This is a genomic window from [Ruminococcus] lactaris ATCC 29176 (assembly GCF_025152405.1).
In the GTDB taxonomy this organism is placed as follows: Bacteria; Bacillota; Clostridia; order Lachnospirales; family Lachnospiraceae; genus Mediterraneibacter; species Mediterraneibacter lactaris.
In genome coordinates this window covers 2,465,828-2,478,160 of the sequence record NZ_CP102292.1, presented here as the reverse complement: position 1 = coordinate 2,478,160, position 12,333 = coordinate 2,465,828, and the positions used below count along the sequence as shown (strand labels likewise).

The 12,333-nt window shown below is 37.0% G+C and carries 18 protein-coding genes and 3 pseudogenes; 19 read left to right on the top strand and 2 right to left on the bottom strand.

The window, feature by feature from the left end; translation table 11 throughout:
* Positions 1 to 178 precede the first annotated feature (178 nt).
* The 5 genes from NQ541_RS11545 (at position 179) to NQ541_RS11525 (ending at position 1,790) form a co-directional block, all read left to right on the top strand.
* Positions 179 to 487, top strand: a complete 309-nt coding sequence (locus NQ541_RS11545; protein WP_005609424.1) for a type II toxin-antitoxin system RelB/DinJ family antitoxin — start codon at positions 179 to 181, stop codon at positions 485 to 487.
* On the top strand, positions 484 to 846 hold the full coding sequence (locus tag NQ541_RS11540; RefSeq protein ID WP_005609422.1) for a type II toxin-antitoxin system RelE/ParE family toxin: 363 nt from the start codon (positions 484 to 486) through the stop codon (positions 844 to 846). Before NQ541_RS11545 ends, NQ541_RS11540 begins: the two co-directional genes overlap by 4 nt.
* 88 nt (positions 847 to 934) lie before the next feature.
* On the top strand, positions 935 to 1,144 hold the full coding sequence (locus NQ541_RS11535; RefSeq protein WP_005609464.1) for a DUF6462 family protein: 210 nt from the start codon (positions 935 to 937) through the stop codon (positions 1,142 to 1,144).
* A 92-nt stretch (positions 1,145 to 1,236) separates the two neighbouring features.
* Positions 1,237 to 1,392: a hypothetical protein gene (locus NQ541_RS11530; protein WP_005609418.1), complete on the top strand. Its 156-nt coding sequence runs from the start codon at positions 1,237 to 1,239 to the stop codon at positions 1,390 to 1,392.
* On the top strand, positions 1,377 to 1,790 hold the full coding sequence (locus NQ541_RS11525) for a tyrosine-type recombinase/integrase (protein WP_330665152.1): 414 nt from the start codon (positions 1,377 to 1,379) through the stop codon (positions 1,788 to 1,790). The genes NQ541_RS11530 and NQ541_RS11525 overlap by 16 nt, the downstream gene beginning before the upstream one ends.
* Positions 1,791 to 1,822: 32 nt before the next feature.
* Here NQ541_RS11525 and NQ541_RS11520 read toward each other — a convergent pair.
* Both NQ541_RS11520 and NQ541_RS11515 read right to left on the bottom strand, forming a co-directional pair.
* A pseudogene (locus tag NQ541_RS11520) lies at positions 1,823 to 1,957 on the bottom strand (CHAP domain-containing protein); the annotation flags it as partial.
* A gap of 15 nt (positions 1,958 to 1,972) precedes the next feature.
* Positions 1,973 to 2,233, bottom strand: a complete 261-nt coding sequence (locus NQ541_RS11515) for a DUF4177 domain-containing protein (RefSeq protein WP_044939900.1) — start codon at positions 2,231 to 2,233, stop codon at positions 1,973 to 1,975.
* A 187-nt stretch (positions 2,234 to 2,420) separates the two neighbouring features.
* On the opposite strand from NQ541_RS11515, the gene NQ541_RS11510 reads away from it, so the two are divergent.
* From NQ541_RS11510 to NQ541_RS13360, 14 genes and pseudogenes are all read left to right on the top strand, one after another.
* Positions 2,421 to 3,650, top strand: coding sequence for a PrsW family glutamic-type intramembrane protease (locus NQ541_RS11510; protein WP_005608759.1), 1,230 nt, complete (start codon positions 2,421 to 2,423; stop codon positions 3,648 to 3,650).
* 293 nt (positions 3,651 to 3,943) lie between these two features.
* Positions 3,944 to 4,081: pseudogene (locus tag NQ541_RS13395) on the top strand (IS4 family transposase); the annotation flags it as partial.
* A gap of 414 nt (positions 4,082 to 4,495) precedes the next feature.
* Positions 4,496 to 4,735 carry a hypothetical protein gene (locus NQ541_RS11500; RefSeq protein WP_005608758.1) on the top strand — a complete coding sequence of 80 codons (240 nt, stop codon included), beginning with the start codon at positions 4,496 to 4,498 and terminating at the stop codon, positions 4,733 to 4,735.
* 12 nt (positions 4,736 to 4,747) lie between these two features.
* Positions 4,748 to 5,116 carry a hypothetical protein gene (locus NQ541_RS11495; protein ID WP_005608756.1) on the top strand — a complete coding sequence of 123 codons (369 nt, stop codon included), beginning with the start codon at positions 4,748 to 4,750 and terminating at the stop codon, positions 5,114 to 5,116.
* Positions 5,117 to 5,207: 91 nt separating this feature from the next.
* On the top strand, positions 5,208 to 5,390 hold the full coding sequence (locus tag NQ541_RS11490; RefSeq protein WP_005608754.1) for a DUF6462 family protein: 183 nt from the start codon (positions 5,208 to 5,210) through the stop codon (positions 5,388 to 5,390).
* 256 nt (positions 5,391 to 5,646) lie between these two features.
* Positions 5,647 to 5,985 carry an HIRAN domain-containing protein gene (locus NQ541_RS11485; RefSeq protein WP_005608751.1) on the top strand — a complete coding sequence of 113 codons (339 nt, stop codon included), beginning with the start codon at positions 5,647 to 5,649 and terminating at the stop codon, positions 5,983 to 5,985.
* Positions 5,975 to 6,232 carry a hypothetical protein gene (locus NQ541_RS11480; protein ID WP_005608749.1) on the top strand — a complete coding sequence of 86 codons (258 nt, stop codon included), beginning with the start codon at positions 5,975 to 5,977 and terminating at the stop codon, positions 6,230 to 6,232. The genes NQ541_RS11485 and NQ541_RS11480 overlap by 11 nt, the downstream gene beginning before the upstream one ends.
* A gap of 232 nt (positions 6,233 to 6,464) precedes the next feature.
* Entirely contained in the window at positions 6,465 to 6,632 is a 168-nt protein-coding gene (locus tag NQ541_RS11475; RefSeq protein WP_005608747.1) for a hypothetical protein, read from the top strand.
* 125 nt (positions 6,633 to 6,757) lie between these two features.
* Positions 6,758 to 7,747, top strand: a complete 990-nt coding sequence (locus NQ541_RS11470; protein ID WP_023920598.1) for a helix-turn-helix transcriptional regulator — start codon at positions 6,758 to 6,760, stop codon at positions 7,745 to 7,747.
* A 20-nt stretch (positions 7,748 to 7,767) separates the two neighbouring features.
* Positions 7,768 to 9,366 carry a type I restriction-modification system subunit M gene (locus NQ541_RS11465; RefSeq protein WP_005608743.1) on the top strand — a complete coding sequence of 533 codons (1,599 nt, stop codon included), beginning with the start codon at positions 7,768 to 7,770 and terminating at the stop codon, positions 9,364 to 9,366.
* 5 nt (positions 9,367 to 9,371) lie between these two features.
* Positions 9,372 to 10,595 carry a restriction endonuclease subunit S gene (locus NQ541_RS11460; RefSeq protein ID WP_259936262.1) on the top strand — a complete coding sequence of 408 codons (1,224 nt, stop codon included), beginning with the start codon at positions 9,372 to 9,374 and terminating at the stop codon, positions 10,593 to 10,595.
* Between the two features lie 174 nt (positions 10,596 to 10,769).
* Positions 10,770 to 11,252 carry a DUF3990 domain-containing protein gene (locus tag NQ541_RS11455; RefSeq protein WP_023920602.1) on the top strand — a complete coding sequence of 161 codons (483 nt, stop codon included), beginning with the start codon at positions 10,770 to 10,772 and terminating at the stop codon, positions 11,250 to 11,252.
* Positions 11,233 to 11,682 carry a hypothetical protein gene (locus tag NQ541_RS11450; RefSeq protein WP_005608737.1) on the top strand — a complete coding sequence of 150 codons (450 nt, stop codon included), beginning with the start codon at positions 11,233 to 11,235 and terminating at the stop codon, positions 11,680 to 11,682. Before NQ541_RS11455 ends, NQ541_RS11450 begins: the two co-directional genes overlap by 20 nt.
* A 129-nt stretch (positions 11,683 to 11,811) precedes the next feature.
* Positions 11,812 to 12,234: pseudogene (locus NQ541_RS13360) on the top strand (restriction endonuclease subunit S); the annotation flags it as partial.
* Between the last annotated feature and the right edge of the window lie 99 nt (positions 12,235 to 12,333).

Here is a 12,333-nt window from a genome sequence, read left to right as displayed (position 1 = left end):
ACACAAGGCCATGTAGAACGAAAATGATGACGTTTTATTTTGTGTACCCCAACCCCTCTATTTTCGTACCAGATACAGAGAAATGTCCATCTTCTTGGCTCATTCATCTGAGATATGGAACTAAAAATTCCTTGAAAAATAAGGAAAAAAGACTTGACTATATAGGGAGGCGATATCTATGGCAAGAACAGCAAATGTATTTGCACGTGTTGAACCTGAAGTAAAAGAACAGGCAGAACAGGTGTTTGATCGACTTGGTATTCCAATGTCCAATGCAGTAGGAATGTTTCTGAGACAGATTGTACTCCAGAGAGGAATTCCTTTTGAAATGAAACTTCCAGCTTATGAGGAGCCTGTTGCATATGGCTCTTTGACCAAGGAACAGTTCGATGCAGAAATAGAGAAAGGCATGGAAGATATTAAGGCTGGCAGAGTGTATTCAGCAGATGAAGTTGAAGCAGAAATGAAACGGGAATTTGGTATATGAAATATAAAGTGATGTATACAGCAGGAGTAAAGAAAGATCTGAGAAATATTTTCAGAAATATTTTCAGATATATTTTCAGATATATTTCAGAGGAATTGTTAGCTCCAGAGAATGCTGCAGGACAGACAGAGCACATTATGACCGCAATTCGGAAGCTGGATACTATGCCGAACAGAAACCGGCTTTATGAGGAAGAACCGTGGTACAGCAGAGGACTTCGATTCTTTCCAGTGGATAATTATCTGGTATTCTATAAAACAGATGATGAAACTGAAACGGTATATGTAGTGCGAATTATGTATGGTGGACGTGATGTTCATAAACAGTTAAGACAAACGGAAGATGTTTCAGAAGATTAAAATTGAATATTGAACCGGAGATTTAAGCAGTTAGTCTATGAAAAATAGGTTAGCTGCTTTTTTCATGCAAAAAAAGGAGGTGCCGTGTATGGGATATGCACGTAAAGATGTAGAGAAAACAAAGAAAATAGCAAAGAAATTTGTCCGCTATCAGGAAGGGGCAGAGCTTTACAGCATTGGACTGACGAAATTCCAGGAGCTGGCGAAAGAAGCCAAAGCAGTGTATAAGATTGACAAGGTTGCTCTTGTCAACTGTGAGATTTTTGAAAAGTATCTGGAGACATTTCGGATTGCGTAGAGAACAGAAGAAAATTGTGGAAGGACGAAAACAGAGATTAACTTTTTGTCATACGAAAATTATAATGTGAATGTGGAGGAATAAGAACAGATATGGCGAAAATAGGAAGACCAAAGTCGGAAAATGAAAAAAAGAAAGTGTTGAGTATTCGGGTGGAAGATTCTATGTATAAGTGTATCTGTGATTATGCCAGGAAACACAAAATGACTGTGACAGAAGTTGTCCTGCAGGGATTGGAGAAGTTTTAGGGCTTCGATGGGAAGACATTGATTACGAGAAGCGGATTATCAGCATCAATCATAATCTGACGTATTATCCGGTAGGAGAAGACCGGGCATCGGAAAATCACATTTCGACGCCGAAAACAGAAGCCGGAATGCGTACGATTCCCATGTTGGATACAGTGAAAGATGCTTTTGAAATGATCTGGGAAGAGCTGAAAGAAAATGGCTGGACAGATGCAGAGATTGACGGAATGACAGGCTTTGTTTTCTGTAACCGTTATGGAAATATAATGAATGCCCAGTCAGTCAATCGGGCAATCAAGAGAATCTCATCTGCTTATTATGTAAAGATAAAGCAGGACAAACCCTTGAATTTTAAGAAGTTTGCCCTGCTTCTTTGCATAACATCTTTCTCTGCATAAGGTGTGTTATGCGTTTAAGGGCATAAGATACCTTATCCATAGATATTGCTGCTTCCGACTGCGTACTGTCTTTGCTTGCAGGCGTCGCCTGAGTTACCCTCTACAGTATAAACAGTGCCATTCTCACACTTCTCTACGATACCAACATGGTCTGTTGTACCATCGCCTGATTACCTCCGGCATTAAAGAATTTTTTCGAATACCATGGTGGCCTGAATACGGTCACCGCCTAAAAAACCGCTGCTGGTGGCAGACGCAGTCGTAATCGTGTGTAGGCGATAGCCTTTGGCAGCCTGTTCGTTTAAAACGGATTCCAAAGCCGATAAGTTTCCGGATCCGGTTCCGAGAAATTTTTCTTTTAAGGTAACCTGAAGAACAACGTACTTTAAGCCGTCAATTCCGGACGCAGTTGAATAAGGGGATTCGTCAGAATAGTTTGCCATAATGGGATCCTCTCTTTCGTTGAAATAAAATATTCTGGTATTTTCTTCTATAATAATCTGTTTCAGGAGGCATGTCAAAAAGAAAGTGAGAGAAAGGGACAGAATTATCTGAATTGGGAGAAAGACTTGTCAGAAAAATGGGGTAGGAGTATAATTGGAACGGAATATTTGACAAAGGAGAAAGACTATGGGAAAAATGTGTCCAAATTGCGGGAATATTTTAAGTGATCAAGCAAAGTTTTGTCCCAAATGCGGAACAAAGCAGGAAACACAGACCAGGCAGGAAGGAAAATTCTGCCTGTTTTGCGGGGCAACCTTGGAGCCGGGTGCAAGATTCTGCAGCAGCTGTGGCAGAGATCTTATGGCGGCAAAAAAAGGAAACGGTGGGGCTGTACACAGTAACGTAAGTGCTGCAGATTATGTGAAGAGTGGTTTTGACAAAGTGGCAGGCACTTTGAATGAAAAAATCGGTGAAAGCGGACCGGTGAAGGTGCATTTGTCGGATCTGGTATCGGAGGTGTTTAAAAAGCATACGATGGAAGAGACAGAAGAGCTTTTCATTGCCGGAACAAAGAAAACAACACCGAAAGAATCAGAAATCACAGCGACATGGCCAAAACCATGGCTGTATTCCAGAGTACTTCTGTTTTTGGCCGTTACCAGTCTTATTTTGTATTTTATTTTGATTGAGTTTCATAATCCGAATGCCTATCCGGGCTTCATTTTTATGGGAGCGATGACGGTTCCGTTTGCATTGCTGATCTTTTTCTGGGAAGTTAATGCCCCGAGAAATATCAGTATATTCAGCGTGGTTTCTATGTTTTTTGTCGGCGGAGTTTTGTCGTTGGTCTGCACGTTGATCCTGTATAATATTACGGGAGCGGGAGATCTTTCCTACGGGGGAGCGATGCTGGTCGGCTTTGTGGAAGAGGCCGGAAAAATTGTGGTGGTAGCTTATTATATGCGGAAAACAAACTCCAAGTATATTCTGAACGGATTGCTGCTGGGTGCATGCGTGGGAGCAGGATTTGCCGTATTTGAATCTGCAGGTTATGCATTCCAATGCCTGTTGTCAACCGGAGCAGATTCGGCAATGATGGATATTACACTGCTCCGAGGCGTTTTGGCAGTCGGCGGGCATGTGGTGTGGACGGCTATCGCAGGTGCGGCATTGGCGGCAGCAAAGGGAGAAGAGATGTTTAATATACAGCAGCTGATCAGCGGACGTTTTCTGTTCTTCTTCGCGATTTCCGTTATTCTTCACGGAGTCTGGGATTGTCCGTTACAGTTTTTGGGAGCCTATGGAAAATATATTGTGTTGATCGTACTGGCATGGGTCGTAACATTGACTTTGATCAGTTCCGGTCTGAAGCAGATCACGAGATTGGCACAGCAAAAAGGAAATGAAAATCAGTAAAAAACGGCGGGAAAAAATGAATGCGTTCGGCAGATTTTTACATGATACCGTAAATTTTAAATAATCAAACTTCGCACATTAAAATGTGCCTATGCACCTTGAAAATTCAATAATAACTGGCATAAAAATAGCATGAAACCAATGGCTTTGGTATAATTGAGTTGTCAAAAAACAATTACAAACCGGAGGCTCATGCAATACTCCTGATTTTGCAAAAGATACCGTGTATCGTTTCATGAAGATGGTTCAAATTAACTGGATGAGTTTTACTACAATACTTGCATCCAGAATCTCGCTACGATGGTGAAGATATGTCTTTAATTTCCATTTACAACAAAAATAAAAAGAGACGAGGCAAATCAAAATATCTGCTTTCTGTTATGGTTGATGTAGTGAAGGATGGGGACATAATTTCCTACCTCATTGCGTATAGCTTTTTTATTTCTTCGAGATTGAATTCTGTAGAAGGAAGATTGGTAATTACACATTCATAAGTATCTTCTGATATAGGAAATCTCAACACTCTAAACTCCATTTTACGGTTTATAATAAGGATTTTTGTCTAAGTCTATGTAATCAAGACAATCTTTTTTATGAAAAGACTTATAAATTTCCGGATGATTTACAATCTCCTTTGTACATTTGCGAGTAAGAATAATTGAAATATTACAGTCAAACTGGTCGGATGCAGGCAATTTATGTTTTAGACCAGATAATATTTCATTACTACTGATATCTTTGCATCTGAATAAATAAAATTGGATTGACAGAAAATATAGAAAAGCGTATTATAATAACAAGAGGTGGGATTTCCCACACAAATGCTTGCGTAGGAGGCGTTGATAATGGAAACGATGAAAGATTATGTTGCTCATCTGGACAATAAAAAAAGGATTACCCTCAGAGGAGCTGCTTATCAGTATTATAATGTAAAAGAATATAGAAATGGCTGCATTATTTTGGAACCTCGGGAACTGGCAGTGCCAGAGAGCATTTCAGCCAGAACTCTGGCAGATATGGATCGTGCAGTAAGTAACTTTAAGAAAGGCGATGTTTCTCCGATTATTGACCTGTCAGATTTTTAAAAGGAATAAGAGATGAATTTTAATATACGAATGGGAATTCCTGAAATGCAGGAACTTTGGTTAGATCTGCAGGAGAAATATCGTTCCGGTAATATAAAAAAGAAGGAAGAACAGTTGTATAAAAAATGGGGAAAGGCTTTAAAGCTGCTATCGGCAGATCCAGGGTATCCAAGTCTTCAAACCCATGAAATAGAGCCATTATCCAGACGTTATGGAATGAAAGTGTGGCAATCATATCTGGAAAATAAAACCAGTGGCACAATGAGAATGTACTGGGTTTATGGACCGGACCAGAAAGATATTACAATTATCGGACTGGAACCACATCCGGAAGATAAGAAAAATGGCACATACGACCGAATTTCACTGTCGGATTTGTAGAATAAAACCGAATATGGAACAAAAGTACAAGCAGTTAGTCTATGAAAAATAGGTTAGCTGCTTTTTATATGCAAAAAGGGAGGTGCCGTGTATGGGATATGCACGTAAAGATGTAGAGAAAACAAAGAAATTAGCAAAGAAATTTGTCCGCTATCAGGAAGGGGCAGAGCTTTACAGCATTGGGCTGACGAAATTCCAGGAAATTGTGGAAGGACGAAAAACAGGGATTAACTTTTTGTCATACGAAAATCATAATGTGAATGTGGAGGAATAAGAACAGATATGGCGAAAACAGGAAGACCAAAGTCGGAAAATGTAAAAAAGAAAGTATTAAGTATCCGGGTGGAAGATCCTATGTATAAGCGTATCTGTGATTATGCCAGGAAACACAAAATGACTGTGACAGATCTTCTGGGTCTTATTTTGTGTTTTTTTATAATGGTCACCACAATATATGTGGGGGTTTTTATATCCCACCTATTAATCTACACTATAACCATCAAATAAAAGTAGCTAAAGGAGGGCGTATCATGGCAAAAGTATTTATCACACTGACAGGAACAAAACATTATTTTGGAAATGATTTTCTCAAAAAAGGAACGAAGATCCGACTAGAGAAAGAACCAGATAATGAGTATGACAAAGAAGCAATCAAAGTTACTTATGAAGGTCTTGGAAAAATCGGATATGTAGCAAATAGTTCATACACCGTTATCGGCGATTCTATGAGTGCCGGTCGTTTGTATGACAAGATCGGGAAGACTGCTTATGCGAAAGTTGAGCTGGTAACACCGGCTGGAACAATATGTAAGGTTTGTAAGAAGAGCCTTAAAAACGAAATGAAGGAGACAATGAACGATGAAAAATAAAGAGATGTTAAGAAAAATCTATTATGAAAATAAAGCAATAAACAGAAATATGCAGAGACTGGTGAATATTGGGTTGATCGGAATACTTGGTGGTATCGCTAAAGAAGCAAAAGCGTCCGATGATCCGAAAGCGAAAATCTTAGTAAAGGCAGGAATGGTCATGATAGCCATAACAGAGGGATTACTTTTGTTCAGTGATATTCTAGATTATCGTAAAAGCAGAATTGAAGAAAAGTTGGAGAAATAAGAATAAAATGTATACAAAAGAACAGGACGGCGAAATTGAAAAAGTTTGTCGGGTATTTGCCGACTACATTAAAGAGAATTCATATTTTGACGTGGTTTGGTCAGAAAAACATTACAACCCTTTATGAATCAACTTCCTGAATATATGTCGCTGGTGGAAGAAATAGTTAAGGATTAAAGATATACTGTATTTCTTAGAATATAGGAAGTGCAGCTTTGAAGGAGTAGATCTTATGAAAGATGGAAAATTGGGTTGTGGAGGATTGATTGCGATCATTCTTCTGGTATTTGCTTTTTTGAACGATTTTGCTTCAGAACTTGGAGGAGCATTTCAATTCTTCTTTTGGATTGGAATTATCATCATAATTGTTGCTGTAGTTAAGTTCTTTCATGATAATTAATGAAAAACGAACCTACATTTGTATAAAACTAGATTTACAACAAAAAGATTTATGTAAAAAGATGCACAATATATTTCCCACCTATGATATACTTGAAATATGTTGGCAGAAGGGAGAAGTGCATCATGCCGAAGGGAACAAATCAGAAATTTAAGCTGTACCGACTGGCACAGATTATGCTGGAAAAAACAGATGAAGAGCATTATATTACAATGCCAGAAATCATGGAAAGTTTGGCGGAATACAATATCACAGCTGACCGAAAAAGTATCTATACGGATCTTCGTGACCTAAGTGTTCTTGGCATTGAAGTGGAAGGAGAACCGATTGGAAACCGTTATCATTATCATGTGGTCAGTCGCACGTTTGAACTACCTGAGTTGAAACTTCTGGTAGATGCAATTCAGTCTTCAAAATTCATCACAGAAAAGAAATCGAATACGTTGATTAAGAAGCTGGAAAAAATGGTTAGTGAATATGAGGCACAGAAACTGCAGCGTCAGGTATATGTGTCTGGAAGAATAAAGACAATGAATGAGAGCATCTACTACACAGTAGATGCTATTCATAATGCAATTTCAGAAAATAAGAAAATAAAGTTCCAATATTATCAGTGGAATGTAAAAAAAGAAATGGAACTCAGACATAATGGAGCCTGGTATCATATTAGTCCATGGGGACTTTCGTGGGACGATGAAAACTATTATCTGGTAGGCTACGATTCGGATGCGGAGAAGATTAAACATTACCGAGTAGATAAAATGCTTCATATCCGATTTTCAAGTGAGAACCGGGAAGGAAAAGAGTTCTTTAATAAGCTTGACATGGCTGATTATGCAAAGAAAAGCTTTGGAATGTTCGGAGGAAAAGAACAGACGGTAAAATTACTGGTAAAAAACAACCTGGTAGGTGTCATCATTGACCGTTTTGGGAAAAATGTGATTTTGTTTCCGACAGATGATGAACACTTTACTGTGAATGTAAATGTGCATGTCAGCAGACAGTTCCTTGGATGGGTATTTTCATTGGGGGACGGTATAAAGATTGTTGGACCGGATGATGTGGTGGAGCAAATGAGAAGTGAAATTAAAAGATTGATTGAACATTATTCATAGAAAATGGAGGGTAAACAAAGATGGCAGAAATAGAAAATAGCAAGGATTTGATTAGCGTATTATGGAGTGGAGCAGATATTTTACGTTCAAAAATGGATGCAAATGAGTATAAGGATTATCTGTTAGGAATCGTATTTTATAAATATCTTTCAGATTCTTTTTTGATTAAAGTATATGATTTGCTTTATGATGAAAAACCAGCCACATTGAAAGAAGCATTAGAGGCATATAAAGAAGCACTAGAGGATGAGAGTGCAGAAGAATTGAAAGATCAGCTGTCAGAAGAATGTCACTATGTTATGGAGCCAGAACTTACATACACTTATTTTGCTGATGCTGCAAGAAATAATTCTTTCAACCGTGAGCAGTTGCAGAAAGGATTTAATAATATAGAGCAGAGTGATCCAATCTTCGCAGATTTGTTTACCGATATTGATCTGTATTCCAATCGATTAGGTGCAGGCGACCAAAAACAGAGTGATACAGTTGCAAGTCTTATAAAAGAAATTGATAAAGCGGATCTGTTAAATTCAGATGCGGAAATACTTGGAAATGCCTATGAATATTTGATCGGACAGTTTGCTTCTGAAACAGGAAAGAAAGCAGGAGAATTCTATACTCCGCAGGCTGTATCAAAGATATTAACAAAAATTGCTATTTCAGGGCAGGAAGATAAAAAAGGATTATCCGTATATGATCCGTGTATGGGATCGGGGTCATTATTGTTAAATGCTAAAAAATATGCATCAGCACCAGAATATATCAAATACTATGGACAGGAACAGAATACATCAACTTATAATCTGGCGAGAATGAATATGTTTCTACATGGAATAGTGGCGGAAAACCAACATCTTCGAAATGGAGATACATTAGATGGGGATTGGCCAACAGGAGAAGAAACGGATTTCAATATGGTTCTTATGAACCCTCCATATTCAGCCAAATGGAGTGCAGCAGCAGGATTTCTTCAAGATGAACGTTTCAGTGATTATGGTGTATTAGCACCAAAGTCAAAGGCTGATTATGCATTTTTATTACACGGATTGTATCATTTGAAAAATAACGGGACAATGGCAATTGTTTTACCACATGGAGTTCTTTTCCGTGGAGCAGCAGAAGGAAAAATCAGAGAAAAATTGCTTCGCTCTGGTAATATCTATGCGGTGATTGGACTTCCGGCGAACTTATTTTACAATACATCCATTCCAACTTGTATCATTGTCTTAAAAAAACACAGAGACGGACGAGATGTACTCTTTATTGATGCATCTAAGAAATTTAATAAAGGTAAGAAGCAAAATGAGATGACAGATGAACACATCGATGAAGTTCTTGCTCTGTATAGTGACCGAAAGACTGTAGAAAAAGAATCCTATCTGGCTAGCTTTGAGGATATTGAAAAAAACGATTTCAATCTTAATATTCCTAGATATGTTGATAATTTCGAAAAAGAAGAAGATGTGGATATCAATACATTACTACAGGACATGAAGAAAACGGATGACGAATTGGAACAGGTCAAAGGTGACTTTGTATCTCTTCTGAAAGATTTAACATCACCAGATCAAAACATTATTTTTTCGTTAAATGATTTGATCAGAAAGCTGGAGGGATAATAGAGATGAAAAAACCAAAGATTAGATTTAAAGGCTACCAGGAAGATTGGGAACAGCGTAAGTTGGTTGATTTGGTTGATCGTGTTACAAGAAAAAATCAAGATTTAGTCTCAGAGTTACCGCTTACGATATCGGCTCAATATGGCCTTATTGATCAGAATGAATTCTTTGATAAGAGAGTTGCAAGTAAAGATGTCAGTGGTTACTATCTGATTGAGAATGGAGAGTTCGCTTATAATAAAAGTACTTCAACAGATGCTCCTTGGGGAGCTATTAAAAGGCTGGATCGTTATAAAAATGGCGTATTATCAACGCTTTATATCGTATTTGGGATAAAAGAAAACAATCCTGTAGATTCCGATTTTCTGGTATCGTACTACAGCACAAACTTGTGGCATAAAGGTATTCATGAAATTGCTGCAGAAGGAGCGAGAAATCATGGACTTTTGAATATTGCACCTGCGGATTTCTTTGAGACGAAGCTGATGATACCGCAAGATATTGAGGAACAGAAGAAAATTGGAAAGTATTTTGAAGAGCTAGAAAGGCTCATCACTCTTCACCAGCGAAAGTGCGAAGAGACGAAAACCTTGAAAAAATATATGCTTCAAAAGATGTTTCCACAAAATGGTCATTCAGTTCCAGAAATTAGATTTTCCGGGTTTACTGAAGATTGGGAACAGCGTAAGTTTGCAGATTTCACATGGGATGCAGGGAAACGGAACAAGGAAGATTTAGATTTAGAACCGTATGCTATTACAAATGAGCATGGATTTATTCGTCAGCGTGATGCACATGACGATTTTGGATATATGAAAGATACGGACAGAAAAGCGTATAATATTGTTCAACCAAATTCGTTTGCCTATAATCCAGCAAGGATCAATGTAGGATCTATCGGATACTATAAAGGTGTGGAAAATGTGATAGTTAGCTCACTTTATGAAGTTTTTCAAACAGACAATTATGTGAACGATAGGTTCCTCTGGCATTGGCTCAAGTCTGATGAATTTCCAAGATGGATTGAGAAACTTCAAGAGGGAAGTGTTCGATTATACTTCTATTATGACAAGTTATGTGAATGTCAGTTATATATGCCATCATTAGAAGAACAGGAGAAGATTGCGACATTTTTAGATGACCTCGATCACCTCATCACTCTTCACCAGCATAAGTGTGAAGAATTACAGAATATTAAAAAATTTATGCTGAAAAATATGTTTATATAAAAAATAACGATAGTTTTTGATACTGAAATTAAGAAAGTACTAATAGATAGAATTAGTGAAAATTGCATTGTAGAAGAATGAGGCTTACGATGAGTATGATCTATAGCAAGAAATTTTAGATAATAATGAGTGAAAAGAAATTTAAAGTATAAAAATATGAAAGAAGTGAGAAAAATGGACAAAAAAGTGGAATTGTATCATGGAAGTGGTCAGATAGTAGAATTTCCTGAGGTTAGAAAGACAAGATATACAAAAGATTTCTCATGGGGATTTTATTGTACAAAAAGTTATGAACAGGCATATAGATGGGCAGAACGAAAACATAAGCATGGAATAATTAATGTATATTCATATACAGAAAATAAACAATTAAAAATAAAGAAATTTGATCAGATGTGTGATGAATGGTTAGATTTTATTGCAGAATGCCGAGTTGGAAAGATACACGAGTATGATATTGTGGAAGGCCCAATGGCAGATGATACAATCTGGAATTTTGTAAATGATTATTTAAGTGGAAATATAAGTAAAGCTGTATTCTGGGAATATGCAAAGTTTAAACATCCGTCACATCAGATTAGTTTTCATAGTATGAGAGCCTTAGAATGTTTGACGTATGAAAGGAGTGAAAACGTGGATGACGACACAGTGGAATAAAGATGATTTGTTTTATGTATGTTCGATGATTGAGTTTGTTGCAAGAGAAACTCATAATAAAGTAAAAGATGTAGTTGGGAAAATGACAGATGAAGATTTAGTGCATCAATTAAGAACGGCTGGTGTAAATCACTGTCTTTCTTTTGAACAGGTATGTGATGAATGGATTGAAGAATATCAAATTACAGAGGGAAATTTTGATAATATTACAACTTGTAAATATAGTGTTCCAACAGTAACTTCAATTGGAAGAGTATACCAAACGTTAATATTGAATGTTATGGGTTTGTATGCGAATGTAGTAGAAGCTATTAAGACTGTATATAATTCATTCATTAGTGATGAAATATCAGATTTTAATTCAAATGTATTTTATAGTAATCCGGATTATATAAAATGTTCATATGAAGCAGGTGAATTGTTGGATTAAAAAGTAGAAGATATTTTGAAAAAGTGAACGACTACAGAGATTCAGCGTAAGTTCAAATTTTGTATTGAATTGAGTTCAAACGATTGGGAACAGCGTAAGTTGGGGGAACTTGGTTCATTGAAAAATGGAATGAACTTTTCCAAAGAAGCCATGGGAATAGGATTTCCATTTGTAAATCTTCAAAATATATTCGGAAATAATGTAATTGATGTTACAAATTTAGGGAAAGCAATGGCATCTGATTCACAGCTGAAAGATTATAATTTGCTGAATGGCGATGTATTGTTTGTACGCTCTTCGGTAAAATTGGAAGGTGTAGGAGAAGCCGCCTTAGTACCACAAAACCTTGAAAACACAACATATTCTGGATTTATTATAAGATTTCGAGATGAATATGGATTGGATAATAATTTTAAAAGGTTTTTATTCGGAATAGAATCTGTACGAAATCAAATTATGGCACAAGCTACTAATAGTGCAAATAAAAATATCAGTCAAACAGTGTTGGAAAATCTTTGCTTGAAGATTCCAAATAAATCAGAGCAAGAAAAAATTGGTTTATATTTTTCTAACCTTGACCACCTTATCACTCTTCACCATCGGAAGCAAAATTACGTGTTAAATACCCTAATATATGCCAAAACCACGCTA